Origin of the sequence: Clostridium sp. (assembly GCF_051654825.1) — a bacterium.
In the GTDB taxonomy this organism is placed as follows: Bacteria; Bacillota; Clostridia; order Clostridiales; family Clostridiaceae; genus Clostridium.
In genome coordinates this window covers 1-21,359 of the sequence record NZ_JBOFYU010000041.1, presented here as the reverse complement: position 1 = coordinate 21,359, position 21,359 = coordinate 1, and the positions used below count along the sequence as shown (strand labels likewise).

The window sequence follows — 21,359 nt, the reverse complement described above, 5'->3', positions numbered from 1 at the left end:
TCCCTCACTTTTCTTTTTTATTTTGTTCAATACCATTATACACCATTAGTATATCAATATTGTGTCAGTTATTCAATTTAATACTAAAATGTTTACATATTTTTTGTTAAATCATTTAAAATTTCTTTATATAAATGTAATGCTGTTTCTTTTTTAATTTCAGTAGTTCTTATAGCGAAATATGGCTTTTCTCCAAACATAAGAAACACCTTATCTTTATATCCATTTAAAAGTTGTTTATAGATATTATTTATTCCATTAAATCCTTCTGCAAAATTAAATCTAACCTCTTTTGGAGTTTCTTTAATTTCCTCTATAGATAGCCTTTTAGCCTTACTTTTAATATAAGCAATATCCATTAAATTATATACTGGATCAGGAATATCTGAATATCTATCTTCAAGCTCTAACTTAATTTCATTATAATCCTCTTCACCATCAATAGCTGCAATCTTTTTATATATTTCAATCTTTTGAAGTTCATTTTCTATATAAGTTCCTGGTATATATGCATCGACCTTTATATCTACTGTAGTTTCGATAGGCTCTTTTTCTATTTCTCCCTTTATAATTTTTATTGTATCCTCTAGCATTCTACAATATAAATCATATCCTATTGAAGCCATATGCCCATGTTGAGCTGAACCCATCATATTACCTGCTCCCCTTATTTCTAAGTCACGCATAGCAATTTTAAATCCAGAACCCAACTCAGTAAAGTCCTTTAATGCCTTTAATCTTTTTTCTGCAACTTCTGTTAACACCTTATCTTTTGTGTAAATAAAGTATGCATAAGCTATTCTATTAGATCTACCAACTCTACCTCTTAATTGGTATAACTGTGATAATCCCATCTTATCGGAATCATGAATAATCATAGTATTTACATTTGGTATATCTATTCCTGTTTCTATTATAGTTGTACATACCAATATGTCATATTCCTTATTCATAAAGTTTATCATTTCTTTTTCTAGCTGTCTTTCTGTCATTTGCCCATGAATAATACCTACTTTACATTCCGGAATTAACTCCTGAAGATAATTTGCCATTCCTTGAATGCTTTCAACTCTATTATAAACATAATATACTTGCCCACCTCTATTAACTTCTCTTAATATGGCATCTCTTATAAGCTGTTCATTATGCTCTACTACATAAGTTTGTATTGGATACCTTTCTTCTGGAGGAGTTTCTATTACCGAAATATCTCTCGCTCCTGTTAATGACATATGAAGTGTTCTTGGAATAGGTGTAGCACTTAAAGTTAATACATCAACGTTTTTCTTTAATGCTTTTATTTTTTCCTTTTGTGCAACTCCAAATCTTTGCTCCTCATCTATTATTAATAACCCTAAATCCTTAAATTCTATATCTTTTGATACTAGTCTATGAGTTCCTATTAATATATCTACATTTCCTTCTTTAAGAGCTTGAAGTGTTGCCTTTTGATCCTTTGCACTTCTAAATCTACTTACCATATCTATTTTCACTGGAAAATCTGAAAATCTTTTAACCATATTTTTATAATGTTGCTCTGCTAATATTGTTGTTGGAACTAGAAATGCTACTTGCTTGCCATCCATAACAGCCTTAAATGCTGCTCTTATAGCCACCTCTGTTTTACCATATCCAACATCACCACAAATCAACCTATCCATAGGTTTATCTGATTCCATATCATTCTTTATTTCTTCTATAGATGTTAATTGATCTGGAGTTTCTTCAAACGGAAACTCATCTTCAAATTGACGTTGCCATTCTGTATCACTACCAAACTTATATCCCTTAAGCGTTGATCTCGTAGCATATAGTTTTACTAAATCTTGAGCAATTTCATTTATAGATTTCTTTACTTTTGCCTTTGCTTTACTCCATTCAGTACCACCTAGCTTATTTACTTTAATAGCTTTTCCTTCGCTACCAATATATTTTTGAACTAAATCTAACTGATCTACTGGAACATAAAGCTTATCACCCTTATCATATACAATATCTAAATAATCTCTTTTATGCCCTGCTACCTCTATTTGCTTAATTCCTTTATAAATACCAACTCCATGACTTGCATGAACTACATAATCTCCTGGCTTTAAATCAGTAAAGCTTTTTATCTTAGATACACCTTTTTTCTTTTTAGCAGATACTTTTCTAACTGTTTTTCTTTTAGCTTCACCAAATACCTCTTTATCAGATATTAAGCATATCTTAAAATCTGGATAATCTACACCTTTTAAAAGATTACCAAATGTTATTGCAACTTCACCATAATTTAAATTATCTATACTATCCTTATAAAAGCTTTCTATTCCCTCATCTCTTAACGTACTTACAAGCCTTTCTCCTCTGCTTCGTGTACCTGATAAAATTACAGTTTTATATCCTTTTGATTTTTTATCCTTTATCTCATCTAACAATAAATTTAATTGACCTTGATAATTATTTAATGTTATTTGATTTAATCCTATATTAACAAAAGGCTTTAATAAATCTCTATTACTTAAAAATGTATCTAATGTAATAACATTTTTAGATTCTAATCTTTCTATTAAAACTTCCTTATTTATTAAAAGTTCATTTTGAGATGGTAATATTCCTCCTCTTTGTAAAAAGGATTCATAATCCTCCATAAACTCATAATAAGTGCTATCTATTTTGCCTTGACATCTTTTTGTATCATCTACTATAAAAACGTAACCATTTAAGTAATCAAAAAAATCTGCTGCATTTTCATAAAAATAAGGAAGATAACTCTCTGCAGTTTCAAATGTTAATGACTCTGTAAGACTCTCAATATTTTTATTAACTATTTCCACTAGCTTTTCTACTCTTTCTTTTGATTCCTTACTTGAATTCACCTTAATTTCGCTAAGCTCTAAAGACATTTTATTCTTTGCCCTACTTAAAGCATCCTCATTAATTATTAATTCCTTTGCTGGAAATACATCAAAATATTCAACCTTCTCTATACTTCTTTGTGATTCTGTATTAAATGTTCTTATTGAATCTACTTGATCTCCAAAAAGTTCAACTCTAAATGGATACGTCGAAGTAGGAGGGAATATATCTAGTATCCCTCCTCTTAAAGAAAATTCACCTTTTCCTTCCACTATTTCAACACGCTCATATCCACATTCTAAAAACCTTTTTGATAAATCCTTAAAGTTAACCTCATCATCTACTGAAATTTTATATGAATACTCTTTAAAAAGCTCAACTGGAGTATACACTGTAGCAAGTGCATCAATTGATGTAACAATTATTTTCTTTCTACTATCTAAAATTTCCTTTATTACCTTTAATCTAGCCCATCTTAAATCACCTGAAATAGCATCTACATTATAAAATACTACATCTTTAGTAGGAAAATAATAAACATCAGTTGTATAAAAACTCATGTCTTCATATAAACTCTTTGCTTCCATATCACTATGAGTTAATATAACCATAGGATTATCTACACTATCATATATTCCAGAAACAACATAACTTCTACCAGACTCTGAAAGTCCATTTATATTTATGGGATATTTTTTTGCTTCCATACAAGATAATATCTCTTTAAATTTCGAACTATCTTGTAATGGTTCCATTACCCCCCTTAATCTCATTAACGACACCTTCCTTAAACTATATACTTTTTGATGCTTTAAATCCATTTAACTTATTCATAGCTTCTTTAGTGCTTTCTTTTATAATTATCTCAACAGCTTCTGCTGAAGCTTCTATACTTTCTTTTAAAATTTCATTTTCTTCCTTTGAAAATCTTCCTAAAACATGAGAAACTAAATCTCCTTTAGGTTGTCCTACCCCTATTTTAACTCTCGGGAATTTATCTGTTGAAAGATGTGCTATTAAGCTCTTTATTCCATTATGCCCTCCAGCACTTCCCTTTTCTCTTATTCTAAGTTTTCCAACTTCAAGGCTTATATCATCATATAATACAACAACCTCTTCCTCTTCTGATAACTTATAAAAATTAACTACCTCTCTTACACTTTCCCCACTTAAATTCATATACGTAGTAGGTTTTAATAATATTACCTTTTGATTTTTTATAAACCCTTCACCACATATACCTTTAAATTTTATCCTATTTAATTCTATATTATACTTATTTGCAAGATAGTCTATTACTTCAAATCCAATATTATGTCTTGTGTTTTCATATTCTTTACCTGGGTTTCCTAGTCCAACTATTAAAAACATAACTTTTCCTCCTTTAGTTCACTTAACATAGTTATTATTATACTAGTTTTTTACAATAATAAAAGGTATTTTTATGCCTCTCATTTTTTATATTTCCCTATAATACTACTTAAAATAAAATATTATAAAATAAAAAAACTAGGAGTTTATTAAAACCCTAGTTTTTCCTCTTTAATATTATCTCTACCTCTTCTACTTTTCCATCTCTCATTACTTTACAATCTATTACATCTCCACTTTTCTTTTCTTCAACAATTTTACTTAAATCTTCAGTTCCTACTATTTGCTTACCATCTAATTCGAATATTATATCAGTTGGTCTTATTCCTGCATTATATGCATTACCATCTTGAACTACATTCTCTACATAAAATCCGTTTACTTCTGTATTTACGCTACTTATAATTCCTCCACCACTTAATCCTAATATACCTTTAAATATATTTGTAGAATTTATTACTTCTTCTAAGACACTTAGATCTATTGCATAATATAAACCTTCTTGTTTATTTTTATTTGTAATACTATAGCTTGCAATTCCTATTAACTCTCCCTTAGCATTACAAACAGCCCCTCCAGTATTCAACTCATTTATTGGTGAACTTATCTCTATAAGTTGGTATTTATTTAATTTATCAGTTGATTCCATTTTTCTATTAGTAGATGTAATCATTCCAGGTACTATACTTCCTATATATTCGTCACCAATTGCATTACTTAAAACTGCAATTCCTTGACCTTCCTTTATCTCATCCGATGCTGCTAATTTAACTGGAACTAATTCACCCTCATAGCTAATTCTTAATATTGCAATGTCTGTTTCTTCATTTCCACCAACCACAACAGCCTTTATAGGCATTGTTCCTTTTGATGACAGCTTTACATATATATTTTCTAATTCCTTTACTTTCGAGTAATTAGTTAGTATAGTTCCATCCTCATGAATTATTATACCTGTTGTATTTCCTTCAAAATAATCATTTTCAGTAAGCTTATCAGGTTTATCACTAATGCTAACTAATGATGGAGATACTTTTTTTATTATCTTTGTATAATCTAATATAACCATATCTTCATTTATTCTATTTTCTTTTGCTTGCTGAATAACAACATCATATTTAATCTTCATCATAATATTCGAAAATAAAGCCCCTGACACTCCCGCCAAAATGAAGTATAAAATCAATTTACCTCCAAACCTTATATTAGATTTTGTTTTATTTCTTTTAAATCTTATAGAGGAATTTTCTTGATTAAAAAAATCTTCGCTTTTATATTTTTTAATATTATTTTTTTTACTCATTACTAATCCCTCCTTATTAATTATTTTTTAATTGTAAAGGTAAATTTAACGCCCTTATCTTCGACATTATTAACCCATATATCTTGACCATGCTGTGATAATATTAATCTAACTATAGGTAATCCTAAACCTAGACTTACTTTATTAGTTCTTGATTTGTCGCTCTTATAGAATCTATCCCAAATATTATTTATATCCTCTCTTGCAATAATAGGTCCTGTGTTAAATATACTTACATATATTTTATCCCCTTTTGAATATGTGTCTATTTTAATTTCTCCGTTTTCATATCCATACTTTATTGCATTTTCTATAATATTTGTCACTACTTGTATCAACCTATCTCTATCAGCTACTCCATATTCATGATCATCATGAAAAATAACTTCAACATTCATTTTTTTAGCATTTATTTTTCCTTCAAGATTTAAAATACATAATGTAATAACTTCATTTACATCTATATTAATCATGTTTAAGTTAAACTTTCCTGATTCCATTGCTGAAATATCTAATAAATCATTAACAAGTCTAGCTAAACGACCTATTTCATCATTTACAATATTTAAATAATAATTTTCCTTATCCTTTGGTATTACACCATCAAGTATTCCTGTTATAAATCCTTTAATAGATGTGATTGGCGATCTTAGTTCATGAGAAACATTAGAAATAAAATCTCTTCTAGTCTTATCAGATTCTTCTAATGACTCTGCCATTATATTAAATGACTCAGCTAATTCTCCTATTTCATCATTTGAATGTATTGATATCCTTTTTTCAACTTCACCCTTTGATAACTTTCTTGCAGCATCATTAATTTCCTTTAAAGGCTTTATTAAAATCTTCTTAGCAAAATAATAACTTATTAAACTAGATAGAATAATAGCTAAACCTATTAAACTCCATATTAAAATATACGTTCTTTCTTTTGACAAATGACTACTTGATTCCCCTGCTAATATGATACTTCCCGAAAAATACTCATTATTAAATATAGGCTCTATGTAAACATCATACTTAATACCATCATTAGCAGTACTTAAACTTACACTTTCCCCATTTTTTATTTTATTTAATCTATCTTCTCTTATTTCAATTTTTGTATATTTTTTATCTGCATAAGCTTCATCTGAAACTAGATAAATATAACCTAAGCTATCAACTATAAATACATCCATATCTATAGTGTCATTAACCATATTAATAACACTCTTTAAATCTTCATATGAAGTCTTGCTATTTTGATTTAAATATGCAACTGTTGATTTTTCAATTAAGCTTACTTGTTTTTCTATTAATTTAAATCTTCCACTTTCATATTCATTACTAATGCAGTTTGATAGTATCAATGCTATAAATATAAGAACTACAGCTGTTGCAGATGTAAATGAAATTATTAGCTTATAGGCTATATTATTTTTATTCATTATTTCACCTCAAACTTATATCCTACACCCCATACCGTCTCTAACTGCCAGTTTTCTCCGCCTTTAATCTTTTCTCTTAATCTTTTTACATGCACATCTACTGTTCTTGAATCGCCTGGATAATCATATCCCCACACTTCACATAGTAATTGTTCTCTAGTAAATACTTTATTTTTATTGCTTGAAAGATAATAAAGTAATTCAAACTCCTTTGGAGGCATTTTTATTTCTTCATTTCTATAAATTACATTATATGAATTAATATCAATAACCAAGTCAGAGAACTTTATAACTTCTTTATCTGAACTTTCAAAGTTATATCTTCTCATTACTGCTTTTACTCTTGCTAAAACTTCTTTAGGTTCAAATGGTTTTACTACATAATCATCTGCTCCTAATTCTAATGCTAAGACCTTATCAAAAGTATCTCCTTTAGCAGTTAACATAATTACTGGTATTTCACTATTTTTTCTTATCCACTTTAATACTTCTACACCATCCATACCTGGAAGCATTATATCTAATAAAACTAATTCTGGTTTAAAATCATTAAATATATTACATGCTTCTTTTCCATTATGACATTTTCTAGTCTCATATCCGGCACTCATTAAATACATATTTAATACTTCGCATATATTTTCATCATCATCTACAATTAAAACTCTTCCTTGTTTATTTTCCACGATAATCACCATCCTATTTTATTATTATAATAGATTTATTTATTTCTATGGAGTAACTTTTTTAAATGTTCATAAATTTTACAAAATATTAATTCTAAAATAATAAATCCTCTAAAGAGTTTTAACTCATTAGAGGATTTTAATACAATACTACATATTATTATGCATCAAATAATTTACTTATTGGCTTATCATCATATATTCTTTGAATTGCTTCAGCAAATAATGGAGCAACTGATATTGCCTTAAACTTCTTTGCATTATCTCTTTCTGGTAACTTTATTGTATTTAACATTATTAATTCTTCTATTGCAGAATCATTAATTCTATCAAATGCAGGTCCTGATAATACACCATGAGTACAACATGCATAAACATTTGTAGCTCCTAAGTCCTTTAATGCATTAGCAGCATTAGCTATTGTTCCCGCTGTGTCAATCATATCATCGATAAGAATACATCTCTTACCTTTTATATCTCCAATTATATTCATAATTTCTGATACATTAGCTTTTGGTCTTCTTTTATCAATTATAGCTATTGGTGCATGTAATTTATCTGCAAACTTTCTAGCTCTAGTAACACTTCCTAAATCTGGTGATACAACTACTACATCTTCCTTATCATCAAATCCTCTTTCAACAAAATACTTTGCTAATATAGGTGATCCAAGTAAATGATCAACTGGTATATTGAAGTATCCTTGTATTTGTGCTGCATGTAAATCCATAGTTAATACTCTATGAGCTCCTGCTGCTGTTAAAAGATCTGCAACAAGTTTTGCTGTAATAGGATCTCTAGATTTTGCTTTTCTGTCTTGTCTTGCATATCCATAATAAGGCATAACAACAGTAATTCTTCCTGCTGATGCTCTCTTAAATGCATCGATCATTATTAATAATTCCATTAAATTGTTATTAACTGGTGAGCTAGTTGATTGTACTAAGAATACATCTGTACCTCTAACAGTTTCATCTATATCTACTGAAATTTCTCCGTCACTAAATGTTGAAACCTTTGCTTTTCCTAGTGGTAATCCTAATATATCAGCAATTTCTTGTGCTAATTCAGGATGTGAATTTCCAGTAAATATTTTAATGTTTCTTCCATGGGTTATCATATTTATGAAGACCTCCTTCAAATTTTTGACACTTTTGTTTTATATCTAAATAACTATTTGTTAATAAGACCTCTTTTACTTACCCAACCTTGAATATTTCTTTGCTTAGCTCTAGCTATTGCAAGATCTCCATCTTTAACTTCATTCGTTATAGTTGATCCAGCTGCTATATAGCTACTATCTCCAACCTTTACAGGTGAAATTAAATTAGTATTGCACCCTATAAAGCTATTATTTCCTATTTCTGTTTTGTGTTTTTCCTTACCATCATAGTTTACAACTACAGTTCCACATCCAAAATTACAAGATTCACCTACACTAGCATCACCTATATAAGTTAAGTGAGATACCTTCGTATTGTCTCCAATTGTTGATTTTTTTATCTCAACAAAATCACCGATTCTTGCATGATTTCCTATTACTGAATCCGGTCTAATAAATGCAAATGGACCAACTGTTGTAAATTCTCCAATTTTACTTTCTAAAATTACTGATGATTGAATTTCAACATCACTTAAAATAACACTATCTTTTATTCTTGAGTTTGGATATAACATAACTCTTTCACCTATGATAGTTTTTCCCTCAATAACATTCCCAGGATATATTATAGTATCCTTTCCTATTTCTACATCATCTCCAATGTAAGTAGTATTTGGGTCTATTAAAGTTACTCCATTTATCATATGCTTTGAGTTTATTCTTTTTCTTAAAATTTGTTCTGCTTCTGCTAATTGAGTTCTTGAATTTACTCCTATAGTTTCTTCATAATCAATTACTACAGCTCCAACCTTACTACCCTTTTCTTTTAAAATACCAATAACATCTGTTAAATAATATTCACCTTGATTATTATTATTGGATAGCTTTTCTAAGCTTTCTAATAATTCTTCAATATCAAAGCAGTATAGTGCTGCATTCATTTCATTAACTTTTAATTCTTTTTCATTACAATCCTTATGCTCTACTATTTTTAAAACTTCATTGTTTTCTCTAATAACTCTTCCATAACCTGTTGGATCTTCAACAATTGAAGTTAATAATGTAGCACTATTTTTATTGCTAATATGCTCTTCAAATAATCTCTCTACAGTTTCAGGCTTTATTAATGGAGCATCTCCACAAAATATTCCCACTGTTCCCTTTTTACCATTTAAAAAGTCTTTAGCACACTTAACTGCATGACCAGTTCCTAATTGCTCTGCTTGTAATGAATAAGTTACATTTCTTGAAGCTGTTAAAGCCTCAACTTTTTCTGCACCTTTTCCTATTATTACATTAACATCATCAATATTTGCTTTTCTCATTGTATCTATCACATGATTTACCATTTCTTTCCCAGCTACTTTATGTAGAACCTTTGGTAAATCAGATTTTATTCTAGTTCCTTGACCTGCTGCTAATATTAAAGCACTTTTATACATATAACCACCTCATCATAAACATTTTAAGGACAAACTTATAAATCACTTAAAAAATGTTCGTATATATATTTATATATTATATTGTATTACCTGTAGTATTTCAACACCAACCAGTAATTTATATAGTTTGTAGCTCTACCTATAAAAAATAAAAAGAGGTCTCCCTCTTTTCATTTTTGTAATAAAAGCATTATTCTACTTCTATTACCACTTTTTCATCTTCTACTATTGCTTTCTCGTAAGCTTCAATAATAGAATTTTGAATTTTTTCTCTTGTTTCTGTGTTTATAGGATGTGCTATATCCTTAAACTCACCATCAGGAGTTTTCCTACTTGGCATTGCTATGAATAAGCTGTTTTGTCCCTCAATAACTTTGATATCATGAACTACGAATTCATTATCAAATGTTACTGAAACTATCGCCTTCATCTTGCCCTCTGTAGTTATTTTTCTAATCCTAACGTCTGTAATTGTCACTGCACTACACCTCCAGTTGCTATGATACAATAATATAATTCTATATTTTCTTCCATTTTCCTCTTTTTATTCCAAATTTTATAAGTTATTTACATATCATTTACACTAGAGAAATAGTACTTTATAACTAATATATAAAAGATTTTTTAATACTCATTTCTCATTATCTTTTATAAGGCCATTCTAAAAATCATCACATAAAAAAATTGAATTTTTTTAATAAATGTACCATTTAGCTATTTCAAGGTACTTTTTACATAACTATTAACTTTTATTATTAATAAATGCTAAAAAAAGTATTTACTAGAAATACTTTTTTTGTTAAACATTATTTTTAGCTCTTATTAGTTGCTCATAATTTTTGAAGGGTTAACTTCTAATTTTTCTATATCTTCTTTATATTCAAGCTCTACTATTGAGATATAATCTGTTGCCTTTTTCTTATTTACTCCAACATTATCAACTAAAACACCAATTCCAACTAACTCGCTATCAAATTCTTTTAATAAATCTCTTATTCCTTTAGCAGTTCCTCCACCTCTTAAGAAGTCATCTATAAAGATACACTTACTTGCTGGCTTCATACATTTTTTAGAAAGTGACATTTGTTGAATTCTTCCGCTTGTTCCTGAAACATAATTAATTGTAACGGTAGATCCTTCTGTTACTTTACTATCTCTTCTAATTATAACTAATTGAATTCCTAGGTTTCTAGCTACTTCATAAGCTAAAGGAATTCCTTTTGTTTCTACAGTAACTATATAATCTACTTCTGTTGCCTTAAATAAGGATGATAATATAACTCCCGCTCTACTTATTATTTGAGGATTATACATTAAATCAGTCATGTATATAAAATTACCTGGAACTATTCTTGTTTCATCTCTTAATAATTCACAAAGTTCCTCTGCAAACTTTTTACTATTACTATGACCTATACTTGGAATATATCTTATTCCACCTGCTGCTCCTGCAATAGTTTCTATTTTTCCCATTTCTAACTTTTCAAGAACTTCTCTTACTATTACTATATCTTCACTAATTGTTGATTTAGCGGCATTAAGCAACTCTGAAAAATTATTTAAACCAATTACCTTATTAGGATTTTCCATTAATATCTTTGTAATAGCAACAACTCTGCTATTTCTACTTAGTTTCTCCAAAATATATCACCTACAATTTTTGTTTTTTTCCGAATTATTTGTTATTTTCAACCCTCTAATATTCATATTTTATTCCATATTCTGCTCAATATCAATAGATTTTAAACACTTGGTAAATATTATTTATAGTAATAAAGGCATTTTTAACTTAAATAAATAAAATATTCAATATAATCTTCTTTTTTATGTGTTCATTTTCTTAAATTTGTATATAATTATAAAGATGACTTCTATACATTTATTGGATAAATAAAATAAATATATACATAAGTCATTTTAAAACTAATTTTAAGGGGTTGATTTTTTGTCTTTTGATTTTAATAAAGATACAAACAAAAAAGTTCACTTCATTGGTATCGGTGGAGTAAGTATGAGTGGACTTGCTGCAGTTTTATTACACAACGGATTTAAAGTATCTGGTTCTGATTCAAAGGAATCTGATATTACAAATAAATTAAAACTTTCAGGAGCTGAAATATACATAGGTCATAAAAAAGAAAATATACAAAATGTAGATTTAGTTGTTTATACAGCTGCTATTCCTTCTGATAATCCTGAAATATTAGAAGCTAAATCTAAAAATATACAACTTATGGACAGAGCTGAATTCTTAGGCTTAATAATGAAAGGTCATAAATATAATGTTGCTGTAGCTGGAACTCATGGTAAAACAACTTGTACTTCTATGCTTTCACATGTAACTTTAAAAGCTGACTTAGATCCTACTATTCTTGTTGGTGGTGATCTTGATGTAATAAACGGAAATTTTAAAATAGGTAAAAGCGAGTACTTTTTAACTGAAGCTTGTGAATATAAGGAATCATTCCTTAAATTCTATCCTTATGTAGGAATTATCTTAAATATAGATGCAGATCATCTTGACTATTATAGAGATATAAATCATATTCAAGAAACATTTAAGAAATTCTCTAATATAATTCCTAAGGATGGTTATTTAATCGGATACGCAGAGGATGAAAAGGTTCTAGAAATATTAAAAGATGCTAAATGTAACACTTTAAGCTATGGAATTAACGTAGGTGATGTTACTGCTAAAAATATAAGCTTTAACAATAAAGGTTGTGCTACATTTACTGCTTGTAGAGATGGCAAAGATTTATTCCAAGTAACATTAAATACAACTGGAAGACACAATATTTTAAATGCTTTATCTACAATTTGTGTAGGATTAATATTTGATATACCTCATAAAGATATTATTGAAGGTCTAGCTGAATGTAAGGGTGCGCATAAACGTTTTGAGTATAAAGGTGAAATAAATGGTTCAACAATAATAGATGATTACGCTCATCACCCTGTTGAAATTAAAGCAACTTTAAATACTGCACAACTTATACCTCACAATAAAATATATACAGTATTCCAACCTCACACTTATACTAGAACTAAAACTTTATTCAATGAGTTCACAAAATGCTTCTCAGAAACTGATGAGCTACTATTAATGGATATATATGCTGCTCGTGAAAAGGATACTGGATTAGTTACATCTGAAGAATTAGGTGATGCTATAAGAAAAGAAGGAATATCTTGTATAAATGTTCATAGTCACGAAGAAGCTGCTGAGTACTTACGCTCTAAAATCTCTAATAACGATTTAATTTTAACTGTTGGAGCTGGTGATGTAGTTAAAATTGCAGATATATTATTAAAGTAATTTATACTAATGAAAAGTGGTTTTCTAATTGAAAATCACTTTTTTATTACTTTTAACGACATTTTATGATTAAATTATGTTATTTTTATTTCATTTCTTTTAATTTTACTTTATAATTTACAAGTCTAAAGGGATTTGTTTAATTATTACGGTAATAAAAAGCAAAATTTATAACAAACTATAGTTAGAGGTGATTTTATGGATTTATTAAACAAACTTCAAGTTGCTGCTAAGTTTATTCTTGAAAAAACTAAATACAAACCTGAAATAGGTTTAATTCTAGGTTCTGGTCTTGGTTCTTTAGCTGATACTATAGAAAACCCTGAATTTTATGCTTATGAAGATTTACCTAACTTCCCAACTTCTACAGTAGAAGGTCATGCTGGAAGATTAGTTTTAGGAATGTTAAATGGCAAATGTGTAATTGCAATGCAAGGTAGATTCCACTACTACGAAGGATACGAATATAATGATGTAACCTTCCCAGTTAGAGTTATGAAGCTACTAGGTGTTACAAAGCTAATTGTTACTAATGCAGCTGGTGCAGTTAATACAAATTATGTTCCTGGAGACTTAATGCTAATAACTGATCACATTAATTTATCTGGAGATAATCCTTTAATAGGAAAAAATCTAAATGAATTTGGTGCAAGATTCCCAGATATGTCTACAGCATATAGTCCTAAACTTAGAAGCACAGCTATAGAAACTGCTGCTAAGTTAAACATTGATATTAAGCAAGGTGTTTATGCAATGATGAGTGGACCAACATATGAAACTCCAGCTGAAATAAGAATGGTAAGAATTCTTGGCGGAGATGCTGTTGGAATGTCTACTGTACCAGAAGTTATTATTGCAAACCATACTGGCATGGAAGTATTAGGAATTTCTTGCATGACAAACATGGCTGCTGGTATTTTAGAGCAACCTTTAAACCATGAAGAAGTAATGGAAACATCTAATATGGTTAAAGAGAAATTTATTTCTCTAATGAATGGAATTATATCAGCACTATAATTTAATTTACTAAACAAATGATAAAATAACTTGAAAAACAAAGGAGAAAAATTTTGGACAGATTTATAGGAATTATTGGTATAATAGTTATAATTGGTATAGCTTATTTACTTTCAGAAAACAAGAAAAAAATTAACTGGAGGCTTGTCGCTACTGGCCTTGGACTTCAAATAGTATTTGCAATACTTATTTTAAAGATTCCTCTAGGACAAAGAGTATTCCAATCTGCAAGTGATGCAATATCAAAGTTATTAGACTTCACAAAAGAAGGAACTAATTTCTTATTTGGACCTCTAGCTGATACAAATGCAGTAGGATTTGTATGGGTTGTTCAAGTTTTACCTACAATAATATTCTTCTCAGCTTTAATGGGAGTATTATATTATTTAGGAATTATGCAATTTTTAATAAAATTTATAGCTAAATTCATAAGTAAGTTGCTTGGAACAAGTGGTTCTGAAACACTTAGTGCAGTTGGTAACATATTCTTAGGCCAAACTGAAGCCCCTCTTCTAGTAAAACCTTTCGTAAAAGATATGACTAGATCTGAACTTATGGCTATTATGGTTGGTGGTATGGCAACTGTTGCTGGTGGTGTTATGGCTGGATATGTTGCAATGGGAGTTAATGCAGGTCATTTACTTGCTGCAAGTATAATGGCTGCACCTGCAGGATTAGTATTAGCTAAGATACTTGTACCTGAAACAGAAGAAAGTAAAACTAAAGACTCAGCTAACATAGTTGTTGAAAATACAGCTTCAAACCTTGTAGAAGCTGCTGCAAATGGAGCTAGTGATGGTTTAGGATTAGCTTTAAATGTAGGTGCAATGTTACTTGCCTTTATAGCATTATTAGCATTAGTAAACTTCTTTATAGCATCTATTGGTGGAATATTTGGATTCCCAGATTTAAGCTTCCAATGGATATTAGGTAAATTATTCTCACCATTAGCACTTGTTATGGGTGTTCCTATGTCAGATGTTTCTGTTGCAGGTAGTTTACTTGGGCAAAAGATAATACTTAATGAGTTTGTAGCTTATTCAGAGCTTGCTAACTTAATGGCAACTAATACATTACAACCTAAAACAGTTATGATTTTAACTTATGCTTTATGCGGATTTGCTAACTTTAGTTCTATAGCTATTCAAATAGCTGGAATTGGTGGTTTAGCTCCAGAAAAGAAAGGTATAATAGCAAAGTTAGGATTTAAGGCTCTTGTTGGTGGTGCATTAGCTACATGCTTAACAGCTACTTTAGCAGGTTTATTATTCTAATAAATAAATTCTATAATAAATCCTACTCTCTATGAGATTAGGATTTATTTTTTTATAAAAAAGGATTTGATCATAAATTTATTGATCAAATCCTTTTTCATTATTATATTACAGTAACTTCCTTAGAAACTTTGTTTAAGACTTCACATCCATCTTTAGTTACTAAAACTAAGTCCTCTATTCTCACACCAATATCATCCTTTAAATATATGCCTGGCTCTATTGAGAATATCATTCCAGCCTTTACCTCTTCATGATTAACAGAACTAACATCACCAAAGTCATGACCTTCAATACCAATACTATGACCTGTTCTATGTGTAAAGTATTCTCCATATCCAGCTTTTTCTATATGATTTCTTGCAGCCTTATCAATATCTGAGAATTTAACTCCTTCTTTAACAACTGATATAGCTTTTAAGTTTGCTTCCTTAACTATATTATATATTTCTCTATGCTTATCTGAAGGCTCTTCACCAAAGAATATTGTTCTTGTCATATCAGAGCAATAATAATCATAAACTCCTCCAATATCAATAACTATACTTTGCCCCTTTTTAATTGGAGACTTTCCTGACTTATGATGTGGATCAGCTCCATTAGGACTAGTTGCTATTATTGGAGAAAATGAAAATGATCCTACTCCATTTTTCTCATATATATCTGATAATAGATTACAATAATACTTTTCTGAATAACCTTCTTTTAAATTATCCCATAAAGTCGTCATAACTAAATCATTTATTTCTGATGACTTTTTCATTAACATTATTTCTTCTTCATCTTTTATCATTCTTAATCTATCAACTATAGGTGATGAATTAATAAAGGATTTTGCTGCATTTTTTTCTATTAAGCTAATTAAAAAATGAGCTGGCCAATTTTTATCCACACCTAACACATCATTTTTATCCACAATTGTGCATAATAAATCAACAGGACTTTCTACATCTGAATACCATAATATATCTACGCCTAAATCCTCATAAATAGGAAATAATTTATTTACTATAAATTTATGCTCTCCTTTTATGTTTAAATATAATGCGACCATTCTTTCTCCTGGTGAAATCCACTTACCTGTTAAATAAAAAATAGATGGTGGAGATGTTACTAAAATTTGATTTAATCCTTGATTTTTCATAGCTTCTAAAACATTTTTTACTCTATTATTTTTCATTTGAATTTCTCCTTCTATTGTAATTATATAAATATAATATACCTCAATATTATAATAATATCTATTTAAAACCATTTATTTGATTATCATAAGGGTGATATAATAGTAAATATAACATTTAGGAGGAGAGAAAATGAGAATAGCAGTTATTTCTGATATACATGGAAACTTATATTCATTGATGAAGGTTTTAGAAGATATAGATAGTGAAAAAGTTGATTCAATAATATGTCTTGGTGATTTAGTTGGATATGGTCCACATCCAAATGAAGTTATTGCTTTAATTAAAAGAAGAGAAATTCCTTGCCTAAAAGGAAATTATGATGCCTCTGTAGTAGATGGAGACTTTACTTACATAAGAAACAACAATATTAACTCTTTTTCATTACCTTGGGCTGTTGATGAAGTTCGTGCCTCAAATAAGTATTATTTAAATAGCTTACCCGAAGAATTTACAAAGACTATAAATGGAGTTAACTTTAAATTCGTTCATGGAAGCCCTAAAGCCATAAATGAATATCTTTTTGAAGATGCAGAAAATACAAAGGAAACCATGGACAACTTATTAGAAGACGTACTTGTTTGTGCACACACACATATACCTTCTTTTAAAAATTTCGATAACAAGATATTTATTAACGTAGGAAGCGTAGGAAAACCAAAAATAGGTCGTCCAAATGCAACCTATTGCCTAATTGATATTGATGATAATAAAGAAATAAAAGTCAAATTTAAAGAAATAGAATATGAATTCAAAAGAATTGTAAAAGATTGTAGAATGCTAAATTTCCCAGGAAATTTAATCTCTTCTTATGAATTAGGAAAAGAGTAAAAAGCAATTGCTTTTTACTCTTTTAATGTTCCTACTACTAGCAGCTTCGATAATACTTCCTTTGATCCCCCATGACAATTAGTAAAGGCTTCACTTGCTTCAGTTCCTGCTTTTACTCCAAAATGATATCCTTCTTCCCATTTAATAATATCAGCAACATCATATACAGTTCCATAAATAGCAACTAATGCCCTATTTCCATTTTTCCCATCATATTTTGATAACTCCTCCATGGTAAACTCACTAAATGACTCTCTCTTACAGTGAATATGTGATTTACACTCTTCTAAATATGCTGTTATATGATTACATACCCTATCCATTGTTTCTATTATATTAGATGAATAATCACTTGGATATGTTAATAATAAAGTTTTTAATTGATTTAATTCTATAAATTTTTCTTCTAAAAAATTTTTTTCACTCATAATTATCTCCTAAAACATACTATAAAATATATTATGATTTAAAGTTGCAAATGTTAGTAAATTAGTGTAAAATCGTAATAAACATTATAAATTTATTACTGTGATGAGAAGAGTAGCTATATGGATGTAGTCATAGCGAGTAAGGAATGGTGTAAGCCTTATACGAAACCTTTAGTGAAGAACATCTCTGAGTTTCTAACCGAAATCTAATTGAAAGTAGGCTTAGACGGAGTCAAACCGTTATTTATTGAATAGCATTATTTGTGCTAATTTAAGTGGTCATATTTTATGGCAATTTGGGTGGTACCGCGAAAATATCCTTTCGTCCCTTATATTAGGGATGAAGGGTTTTTTTATTTTTATGAACTATATTTTAAAACAGGAGGCAATTATGGATAAAGTAATTTTAGTTAAGGCACTTTATAGAAACGAAAACGAATACTTATCAAAAGAAGTTAAGATTTCTGGATGGATAAGAACATTAAGAGCATCTAATGCATTTGGGTTTATTGAAGTTAATGATGGTACATTCTTCAAAAACGTTCAAGTTGTTTTTGACAACAACTTAGGAAACTTTAAAGAAGTTTCAAAATTACCTATAAGTTCATCAATTACTGTTGTTGGTACATTAGTAGCTACACCAGATGCAAAACAACCATTTGAAATACAAGCAAAAGAAATTATTATAGAAGGTATGTCTCAATCTGACTATCCACTGCAAAAGAAAAGACATACTTTTGAGTACTTAAGAACTATAGCTCACTTAAGACCTAGAAGTAATGCGTTCTCAGCTGTATTTAGAGTTCGTTCAGTAGCAGCTTATGCAATTCATAAGTTCTTCCAAGAAAGAGGATTTGTATATACTCATACTCCAATTTTAACTGGAAGCGACTGTGAAGGTGCTGGAGAAATGTTTAGAGTAACAACTTTAGACATTAACAATACACCAAAAACTGAAGAAGGTAATATAGACTTTACTAAAGATTTCTTTGGAAAAGAATCAAACCTTACAGTATCAGGACAATTAAATGCAGAATGTTACGCATTAGCATTTAGAAATGTTTACACATTTGGACCTACATTTAGAGCAGAAAATTCAAATACAGCTAGACATGCTGCAGAGTTCTGGATGATAGAACCTGAAATATCATTTGCTGATTTAAAAGATGATATGGAATTAGCTGAAGATATGCTTAAATATGTAATTAGTCATGTAATGGCTGAATGTCCTGAAGAAATGGCTTTCTTTAACCAATTTATCGATAAAGGAGTTCTTGATAGATTAAATCATGTAATTTCTTCAGATTTCGGAAAGGTTTCTTACACAGAAGCTATTGAAATATTAAAGAATACAGATAAAGAATTTGATTATCCAGTTGAATGGGGAATTGATTTACAAACAGAACATGAAAGATACCTTACAGAAGAATACTTTAAGAAGCCAGTATTCGTAACTGATTATCCAAAAGACATTAAAGCATTCTATATGAGATTAAATGATGATGGAAAAACAGTTGCAGCTATGGACTTATTAGTTCCTGGAATTGGTGAAATAATTGGTGGTTCTCAAAGAGAAGAAAGAATGGATATCTTAACTAAGAGAATGGCTGAATTAGGTCTTAAAGAAGAAGATTATTGGTGGTATTTAGAGCTTAGAAAATTCGGTGAAACAAAACATGCTGGATTTGGATTAGGTTTTGAAAGATTAATTATGTACATGACTGGAATGTCAAACATAAGAGACGTAATACCATTCCCAAGAACTACTGGTCAATCAGACTTCTAATAAATAATAAAAAAACTCACCTTTTGGTGAGTTTTTTATTTTTATATGTATATACCTTACATATATTGGTCATAATATTAATGTAGATACAAACCTGTTTAATGCAGGTTCCCATCCCCCCATTTATTTAAAGCGCTCAGGCGCTTTTTTATTTAAACTTAACAGCATTATCTTCAAATCTATCTATTATAGCTAATGATTCTACCCTAACACCTAAATCTTCTAAAGCCTTTCTACCATCTTGGAATCCTTTTTCAATAACTATCCCAACACCAATTAAATTAGCTTCAGCTTGGTTTAAAATATCTATCATTCCCTTAGTCGCACATCCTTGAGCTAAGAAATCATCTATAACTAATATATTTTCACCCTTACTTAAAAATTGCTTTCCAACTCTTACTTTATATGTTTTCTTTTTAGTAAATGAATGTACTTCTGATTCATATACATCCTTATCTAAATTTAAGCTTTCTGTTTTCTTTGCAAAAACTACAGGTGCATAATCAAAATATTGTGATACTATAGCCGCTATTCCAATTCCAGATGCTTCTATAGTAAGTATTTTATCTATTTTTTCATCTTTAAATCTTTCTTTAAATGCTTTTCCCATTTCATTGAAAAACTTTATATCCATTTGGTGATTTAAAAAGCAATCTACCTTTAATATATTACCTTCTCTTACTTTACCTTCTCTCAATATTTTTTCCTTTAGTTCCTTCATCCTCAACATCCTCATTATTCATATATTTATTAAGTTATATGCCTATCTCTACATGAATATACTATGCCTTGAATTAATTACTATTCAATATATTCGTAGTAGGATTTTTACGGTTTCCTGTAGAGACACTTGAACCTTATTCTCAAGCATATACGAAATATTCTTTATTCTTTTTGATTATTATATCATCAATTAAAACAATAATCTAACTTTTATACCAATTAATATTCTAAAGTTATTACTTTATTTTCCTTTAAACTTTCTTTTACATCAATAATTCTTTGGTTTGAAGACCCTCTAAACCTTAACCCATCTTCTTTTTTGTTTTTATCAAATCTACCGTCTACTAGTACATCTATATTTTCTAAAAGTTCTTTCCACTCACTTCTATTTTTAAAGTTTTTTAATATATGTTCAAAGGTATATCCTGAGTAACACCATATATTTAGCCCTCTAGCTTTAAAAGCCTTTGCCATATAAGAAAATTCTTCCGCTCTCTCTAATGGATCACCTCCACTAAAAGTTATCCCCTTAATTATCGGATTATCCAATGCATCATTTATTAAATCATCCATATTACATTCTTCACCACCAAAAAAGTCGTGAGTATCAGGATTAAAGCATTCATCG

18 protein-coding genes, 1 riboswitch and 1 other annotated feature are annotated in these 21,359 nt (G+C 29.1%); of the genes, 5 read left to right on the top strand and 13 right to left on the bottom strand.

Features of this window, described 5'->3' with window-relative positions; genetic code table 11:
• Nucleotides 1–92: 92 nt before the first annotated feature.
• From mfd to purR, 9 genes are all read right to left on the bottom strand, one after another.
• Nucleotides 93–3,611, bottom strand: a complete 3,519-nt coding sequence (gene mfd / locus ACRDBA_RS02535) for a transcription-repair coupling factor (RefSeq protein ID WP_438571371.1) — start codon at nt 3,609–3,611, stop codon at nt 93–95.
• A 19-nt stretch (nt 3,612–3,630) separates the two neighbouring features.
• Nucleotides 3,631–4,209, bottom strand: a complete 579-nt coding sequence (pth, locus tag ACRDBA_RS02530) for an aminoacyl-tRNA hydrolase (RefSeq protein WP_438571370.1) — start codon at nt 4,207–4,209, stop codon at nt 3,631–3,633.
• A 157-nt stretch (nt 4,210–4,366) separates the two neighbouring features.
• Nucleotides 4,367–5,512, bottom strand: a complete 1,146-nt coding sequence (locus ACRDBA_RS02525; protein WP_438571369.1) for a S1C family serine protease — start codon at nt 5,510–5,512, stop codon at nt 4,367–4,369.
• A gap of 20 nt (nt 5,513–5,532) precedes the next feature.
• Complete coding sequence (locus tag ACRDBA_RS02520; RefSeq protein ID WP_438571368.1) at nt 5,533–6,942, bottom strand: ATP-binding protein; 1,410 nt, start codon at nt 6,940–6,942, stop codon at nt 5,533–5,535.
• Complete coding sequence (locus ACRDBA_RS02515) at nt 6,942–7,640, bottom strand: response regulator (protein WP_438571367.1); 699 nt, start codon at nt 7,638–7,640, stop codon at nt 6,942–6,944. Before ACRDBA_RS02515 ends, ACRDBA_RS02520 begins: the two co-directional genes overlap by 1 nt.
• A gap of 148 nt (nt 7,641–7,788) precedes the next feature.
• Nucleotides 7,789–8,748 (bottom strand): ribose-phosphate diphosphokinase, encoded by a 960-nt coding sequence (locus ACRDBA_RS02510; RefSeq protein WP_438571366.1) that lies wholly within the window; start codon nt 8,746–8,748, stop codon nt 7,789–7,791.
• Between the two features lie 53 nt (nt 8,749–8,801).
• The gene (glmU, locus tag ACRDBA_RS02505; RefSeq protein ID WP_438571365.1) at nt 8,802–10,172 is read right to left on the bottom strand and encodes a bifunctional UDP-N-acetylglucosamine diphosphorylase/glucosamine-1-phosphate N-acetyltransferase GlmU; all 1,371 of its coding nucleotides are present in this window, start codon (nt 10,170–10,172) and stop codon (nt 8,802–8,804) included.
• Nucleotides 10,173–10,362: 190 nt separating this feature from the next.
• On the bottom strand, nt 10,363–10,650 hold the full coding sequence (gene spoVG / locus ACRDBA_RS02500) for a septation regulator SpoVG (RefSeq protein WP_438571364.1): 288 nt from the start codon (nt 10,648–10,650) through the stop codon (nt 10,363–10,365).
• A gap of 344 nt (nt 10,651–10,994) precedes the next feature.
• Entirely contained in the window at nt 10,995–11,813 is an 819-nt protein-coding gene (purR, locus tag ACRDBA_RS02495) for a pur operon repressor (RefSeq protein ID WP_438571363.1), read from the bottom strand.
• Between the two features lie 304 nt (nt 11,814–12,117).
• Between purR and murC the strand changes: the two genes are divergently transcribed.
• The 3 genes from murC (at nt 12,118) to ACRDBA_RS02480 (ending at nt 15,782) form a co-directional block, all read left to right on the top strand.
• Entirely contained in the window at nt 12,118–13,491 is a 1,374-nt protein-coding gene (gene murC, locus ACRDBA_RS02490; protein WP_438571362.1) for a UDP-N-acetylmuramate--L-alanine ligase, read from the top strand.
• Nucleotides 13,492–13,689: 198 nt separating this feature from the next.
• Nucleotides 13,690–14,508 (top strand): purine-nucleoside phosphorylase, encoded by an 819-nt coding sequence (locus tag ACRDBA_RS02485; RefSeq protein WP_438571361.1) that lies wholly within the window; start codon nt 13,690–13,692, stop codon nt 14,506–14,508.
• 53 nt (nt 14,509–14,561) lie between these two features.
• Nucleotides 14,562–15,782, top strand: coding sequence for a NupC/NupG family nucleoside CNT transporter (locus ACRDBA_RS02480; RefSeq protein ID WP_438571360.1), 1,221 nt, complete (start codon nt 14,562–14,564; stop codon nt 15,780–15,782).
• A 103-nt stretch (nt 15,783–15,885) separates the two neighbouring features.
• Here the strand turns inward: ACRDBA_RS02480 and ACRDBA_RS02475 are convergent, their stop codons facing one another.
• On the bottom strand, nt 15,886–16,962 hold the full coding sequence (locus ACRDBA_RS02475) for a M24 family metallopeptidase (protein WP_438571359.1): 1,077 nt from the start codon (nt 16,960–16,962) through the stop codon (nt 15,886–15,888).
• Between the two features lie 133 nt (nt 16,963–17,095).
• On the opposite strand from ACRDBA_RS02475, the gene ACRDBA_RS02470 reads away from it, so the two are divergent.
• Nucleotides 17,096–17,794 (top strand): metallophosphoesterase family protein, encoded by a 699-nt coding sequence (locus tag ACRDBA_RS02470; protein ID WP_438571358.1) that lies wholly within the window; start codon nt 17,096–17,098, stop codon nt 17,792–17,794.
• Between the two features lie 14 nt (nt 17,795–17,808).
• On the opposite strand, the gene ACRDBA_RS02465 is transcribed toward ACRDBA_RS02470, so the two are convergent.
• Nucleotides 17,809–18,222 (bottom strand): cytochrome b5 domain-containing protein, encoded by a 414-nt coding sequence (locus ACRDBA_RS02465; RefSeq protein WP_438571357.1) that lies wholly within the window; start codon nt 18,220–18,222, stop codon nt 17,809–17,811.
• Nucleotides 18,223–18,313: 91 nt separating this feature from the next.
• Nucleotides 18,314–18,555 (top strand) — a binding site (T-box leader).
• A 58-nt stretch (nt 18,556–18,613) separates the two neighbouring features.
• Here ACRDBA_RS02465 and asnS point away from each other — a divergent pair.
• Nucleotides 18,614–20,008: an asparagine--tRNA ligase gene (gene asnS / locus ACRDBA_RS02460; RefSeq protein WP_438571356.1), complete on the top strand. Its 1,395-nt coding sequence runs from the start codon at nt 18,614–18,616 to the stop codon at nt 20,006–20,008.
• A 148-nt stretch (nt 20,009–20,156) separates the two neighbouring features.
• Here asnS and ACRDBA_RS02455 read toward each other — a convergent pair whose 3' ends face one another.
• Complete coding sequence (locus ACRDBA_RS02455; protein WP_438571355.1) at nt 20,157–20,729, bottom strand: xanthine phosphoribosyltransferase; 573 nt, start codon at nt 20,727–20,729, stop codon at nt 20,157–20,159.
• 76 nt (nt 20,730–20,805) lie between these two features.
• Nucleotides 20,806–20,905, bottom strand: a riboswitch (purine riboswitch).
• A gap of 45 nt (nt 20,906–20,950) precedes the next feature.
• On the bottom strand, nt 20,951–21,359 hold a 409-nt coding region (locus ACRDBA_RS02450; RefSeq protein WP_438571354.1), incomplete at its 5' end, for a 4Fe-4S single cluster domain-containing protein.

Bases quoted from the DNA above. Each gene is read 5' to 3' on its own strand.
- mfd (WP_438571371.1), bottom strand. From the start codon at position 3,611: ATGAGATTAAGGGGGGTAATGGAACCATTACAAGATAGTTCGAAATTT.
- pth (WP_438571370.1), bottom strand. From the start codon at position 4,209: ATGTTTTTAATAGTTGGACTAGGAAACCCAGGTAAAGAATATGAAAAC.
- ACRDBA_RS02525 (WP_438571369.1), bottom strand. From the start codon at position 5,512: ATGAGTAAAAAAAATAATATTAAAAAATATAAAAGCGAAGATTTTTTT.
- ACRDBA_RS02520 (WP_438571368.1), bottom strand. From the start codon at position 6,942: ATGAATAAAAATAATATAGCCTATAAGCTAATAATTTCATTTACATCT.
- ACRDBA_RS02515 (WP_438571367.1), bottom strand. From the start codon at position 7,640: ATGGTGATTATCGTGGAAAATAAACAAGGAAGAGTTTTAATTGTAGAT.
- ACRDBA_RS02510 (WP_438571366.1), bottom strand. From the start codon at position 8,748: ATGATAACCCATGGAAGAAACATTAAAATATTTACTGGAAATTCACAT.
- glmU (WP_438571365.1), bottom strand. From the start codon at position 10,172: ATGTATAAAAGTGCTTTAATATTAGCAGCAGGTCAAGGAACTAGAATA.
- ACRDBA_RS02485 (WP_438571361.1), top strand. From the start codon at position 13,690: ATGGATTTATTAAACAAACTTCAAGTTGCTGCTAAGTTTATTCTTGAA.
- ACRDBA_RS02475 (WP_438571359.1), bottom strand. From the start codon at position 16,962: ATGAAAAATAATAGAGTAAAAAATGTTTTAGAAGCTATGAAAAATCAA.
- ACRDBA_RS02470 (WP_438571358.1), top strand. From the start codon at position 17,096: ATGAGAATAGCAGTTATTTCTGATATACATGGAAACTTATATTCATTG.
- ACRDBA_RS02465 (WP_438571357.1), bottom strand. From the start codon at position 18,222: ATGAGTGAAAAAAATTTTTTAGAAGAAAAATTTATAGAATTAAATCAA.
- asnS (WP_438571356.1), top strand. From the start codon at position 18,614: ATGGATAAAGTAATTTTAGTTAAGGCACTTTATAGAAACGAAAACGAA.
- ACRDBA_RS02455 (WP_438571355.1), bottom strand. From the start codon at position 20,729: ATGAAGGAACTAAAGGAAAAAATATTGAGAGAAGGTAAAGTAAGAGAA.